Source organism: Candidatus Methylacidiphilales bacterium, from assembly GCA_025056655.1.
Lineage (GTDB): Bacteria > Verrucomicrobiota > Verrucomicrobiia > Methylacidiphilales > JANWVL01 > JANWVL01.
Window position 1 is genome coordinate 1 of record JANWVL010000040.1, and the last position, 3,977, is coordinate 3,977.

A 3,977-nucleotide genomic window follows, 5' to 3' on the forward strand; every position below is an offset into this window, starting at 1 on the left:
TCCTCAGCACCCGAGTGAATGAAACTCATCGCCCCTTTGGATGAGGCTGAAGGAGCAGCGGGCGAGACTCGTGAGGCTAAGAGAGACGTTTGTGGATAACAAAGAGCCGCGAGAAGGAAGAAGAACGGCCAGAGGTAGCGCAGACGCGCGAGAGGAGAGGGGATCGGCTTAACCGAGATCATGATTTATGGAAACATAGTTAAAAACAACCAGCAACAAAACACCAGCGCGATGTGTGTCAAGCCATGCACGCGCAGTTCAAGCCGAGCCGCGCAGACATCATGCCAGTGCGGTTCATCGCCAGTTGACGAGGGTTTGGCGGACGTTGCTATGCTCGGCAGCGTGAGGAGATGATGCACCTTGCGGTTTTGGGATTCGGAGTTAAGCAGGCAACACATCTGGGTTATCTGTCAGCAACCGTGCTGCAGCTGGGTGTTCTAGAAGGCTCAGGCTAGTGGCGATCATCCGCTGCAATTTTGTAGCAGTTTGAGGAAGTGTTGACGGCGGAGTGGGGCGACCTCGGTAGCCACAGTGCTTGAGTAAATAAGTAAACAGACTGGATGAGTAGCCACCATCCCAGATTGCGAGCAGCTTTCCGTTGCGATAACGAGTAACGAGCAAATCGATTGCTTGATCTCGAAGATCAAACGTGAAAGTGAACGCAATATTTTTGCCGAGATAAACCACCGACGCCGTGGTTGGCGTAACGGATTCAAATTCTGGTGCTCGCTGGAAGCCGTGCGACCTAAAGATACTACCAGCGGCTTGCTCAACTTCACGTTGAAACTCCTCTCTCGAAATCGTTACTTCACTCATAGTGTTTCGCAATCAAGGATCAAAACCGAGAACCCCGCCCTGATACTTGCCAGTTCTCTCGTAGAGTTTCTGGTAATTCCAGTAATCGAGAAGCTGCTGCCGTTCACGTCCATAAATCAAACTTTGAGGGCGACCAAGATTCGGATCAATTCTGTTTTGCAGTCTTCTGCCAAAGTCAGGACCAATATCCACAAATAGCCGACCCTCTGCCTTTATGGCACTAATAAACTCGTCGTTGAGTTGGGGAGTCCACTTACGACCGGCAAGCCATCCATCAATCGTTTCACCTCCAATCCTAACTGCATAGGAGTTGACCCGATTCATATTCTCGCCGATGACCACTGGTGCCCTTGCGGCACTACCCACCTTAGTCGCATCATCGGTTATGTTTAAGACAGTGGCTGTCGTGGGTTTAACTGCTGACAAGATATCCCCGGCTATGCCTCCGATCAGTTTCCCTGCCGGTATGATACTTCCCATGGCTAACCCTCGTTCCGCTCCTCCCACTTCCGTGCCAGCCAAGGTCTGACCCGTCAGCAACGTCACTGCACTATCTAGTTGTCCCACCACTGGCAACAATCCCAAGATCACATCTGCAGTCTTCTTGGCTCCTAAGGCAAAATCTTGTGTCCATCGGGCAATGGCTTCGTTTCGCTTTTGAATGGCATTTAGGGTTACCAAGGAAGGATCGCTGTAATCCGTTGGTTGCCACACGGGGGTATCCAAGGTGATTGCGTCGCTGGCACGACTGAGGAAGTGATCGATGGGTTCACGCAAGATGCCTTGTCCGTGGCGGGTGGGGTCGAGGAAGAGGACATGAGCATTGCCGTTGGCATCGATATCTACGCCGCTGACGAGCACAGAGTGATATTTGCCAGGTCCGAGTTTGAGATTGGCGATGACGCCTTTGCCTTCAAACATGACTTGGCGGATCAAACTATCGGCATCGAGAGATGTATTGCGGTTGCCAAGATTAAAGGCGGAAAGCGCGCTTTCCATTTGAGCGAGAGTCATCGTGCCGTCTTTGTTGGCGAATCCATTTTGGATCATCCACGCTTTGAAAGCGGCTCCATCGGCAAGCAGAGCTAGGGTTACGTGATCACTAATAAGGAGATTTCCGCTATGTGTGGCTGCTAACAAGATCGCTTGGACGGCGGCGATGCCGCAATCGTTTGGCCCGAGCCCGCCTTGTTGTAGCAGCTCTGAGATCCATTGAGATAAACCTGCACGCTCTAGGAGAGCAGGATCGAAGACCTCATCGAAATGAATTCTTTTGGCCTTGTCGCGATTTTCACCGAAAAGCCATCCAAAGCCCATCTCACGGAGATCGAAGACCTTGTCCACAGCCAGACGGATCTGGTTCCAATCATTCTGCAAACCTTCTGGATTGATGATGGGAATGGTAAGCTTGACTTTGGTCTGTTTATCGAGGGTGATCTCTCTGGCTTTTTCTATGGCGCGATTGAGTCCGCTGAGGTCCTGCGCTTCGATGGTCTCGATATTGCTGCAAGCGGCTGTGGTAGGGGCGGTCAGGCAATCCTCTGTTTTATCAGAAGCCTGCTTTGTATACTCAGCTGGAGCGGGCAATTTTAGGTCGGGGAGAGAGGAATCTAGGTAGAAATCTCCGAGGAGATGTGCATTTAGGTTAATAAGTCCGATTAGAAGTAGGCATGGGGCGAGGCGGGATTGAGTAATGATGGATTTGGGGAGTTTGATATAAGCTTTGTGCATGAGATAGTGCAGCCGGCGCAAGATATTATGTTAGGGGTTTATTTTGAGCAAGAGTTAGAAGAGCGGGGGAGGAATTCTAGATTGTGGAATAAGGGATCATCTTTTGTTTTTTGATTCATCCACGTAATATAATCTGGCGCATTTTTTTCTTCATGAAAAACGGCATGTTTTTCAGATTTGCCCTTAACATACATAATTCTCAACTTCCGTGCGACATCCTTTTCTAGCGTTATTTCGGATTTATTCTTTCGTGGCCTATCAACTAGCCATCGATTTTCTATAATTAGTGATAAAAGGTAACATTCATATTTGAAATAATATATTGGCTTTTCTCCTCTCTTGACTTCTTCCACAACATCGCCTCCTTCTACATCTTGCTTATAGGCTTCATCAATCAAATTATTTTTTTTATATCTTACAGTATATTCTACAACTTTGTCTTTCATACTTTTATCAATACTGGTATGAAATTCACCATCCGGATACCGCATGTAAAACATGTATTCAGAATGAAACATTTTATTACCTTTTTTCCAACTAAAATTAGCCCATGTGTATAATATATAATGTTGATCACCAATTAATACAGGCAATAACGTAACCCATCCTCCGCCACCGGCTGGAATTTCCTTTGAAAAATATATTCTAACCGGACTTTGAGGTTTGCTGGCGTATATCCATATCCATGAGTCCGGTAATCCTGCATTCACGTATTCAAAAAAAGTCATTGCCTTGGTGTTGATTATTTCATGGTTCTTAGAGTGTATCTCTATGCTCGGAAACATTCCTAATATAGTTCCGATAATACACACTAGCGTTCCTCTCATAAAATTTATTTATTACTAGGTCTATCTGCTTTGACACTATGAATTCCCCACAATTTCGGCTCTGTGACAATGATTCTGGGTTGCATTTTCATTAAATCATCTATGGCTACTGCCTGGGTGGCAGTAGGAGCCAATCCATTAGGCGACCACCCGGAATTATTGATCACAACATAAGTCTTGCCTGAATTCTTATCTTTATAGACTTGTTGTGCCGTTACAGCATGTCCGTAAGTGATAATTATACCATTATCATCTATATCTTGGCCGGCAGTAATCGCTATCTGCACACCTTTATTATTCTTTACCGCTTGGATGATTTCATTTGCCTTAGGCTTATCATTGTAGGTTGTCTGAATCCCTAAATCACTAAAGAATTTCTGTCTTTGAAAATCAAATGTGCTGCCTAGCCAATCACTGGATACATTCCAATTTGCATACCCATTATTAATTGACCAATCTAAAAACCTCTTTTCATCCATCACGATTTCTTTACTCAAACCAATTTTTGATAATTGCTTTTCGGTAATCGCTTGACCTGACAACATCAAATATAGAAACACCTGATTGCACGCTAAACCGCAATTCCCGAAGTCTTGTTCTTTT

The 3,977-nt window shown here is 45.9% G+C and carries 5 protein-coding genes; all 5 read right to left on the minus strand.

The window, feature by feature from the left end; all coding sequences use genetic code 11:
* Window positions 1-182, minus strand: a 182-nt coding sequence (locus NZM04_01750; protein MCS7062768.1) for a hypothetical protein, incomplete at its 3' end; no start/stop codon positions are given.
* A 199-nt stretch (window positions 183-381) separates the two neighbouring features.
* A complete protein-coding gene (locus NZM04_01755; GenBank protein MCS7062769.1) occupies window positions 382-816 on the minus strand; it encodes a hypothetical protein in 435 nt (144 codons plus the stop codon).
* Between the two features lie 12 nt (window positions 817-828).
* Complete coding sequence (locus tag NZM04_01760; protein ID MCS7062770.1) at window positions 829-2,547, minus strand: hypothetical protein; 1,719 nt, start codon at window positions 2,545-2,547, stop codon at window positions 829-831.
* Window positions 2,548-2,585: 38 nt separating this feature from the next.
* On the minus strand, window positions 2,586-3,275 hold the full coding sequence (locus NZM04_01765; GenBank protein MCS7062771.1) for a hypothetical protein: 690 nt from the start codon (window positions 3,273-3,275) through the stop codon (window positions 2,586-2,588).
* Between the two features lie 104 nt (window positions 3,276-3,379).
* Window positions 3,380-3,977, minus strand: a 598-nt coding sequence (locus tag NZM04_01770) for a hypothetical protein (GenBank protein MCS7062772.1), incomplete at its 5' end; no start/stop codon positions are given.

What these genes read in the sequence shown, in the direction of transcription:
- NZM04_01755 (MCS7062769.1), bottom strand. Translation starts at nt 816, where the DNA reads ATGAGTGAAGTAACGATTTCGAGAGAGGAGTTTCAACGTGAAGTTGAG.
- NZM04_01765 (MCS7062771.1), bottom strand. Translation starts at nt 3,275, where the DNA reads ATGACTTTTTTTGAATACGTGAATGCAGGATTACCGGACTCATGGATA.
- NZM04_01760 (MCS7062770.1), bottom strand. Translation starts at nt 2,547, where the DNA reads ATGCACAAAGCTTATATCAAACTCCCCAAATCCATCATTACTCAATCC.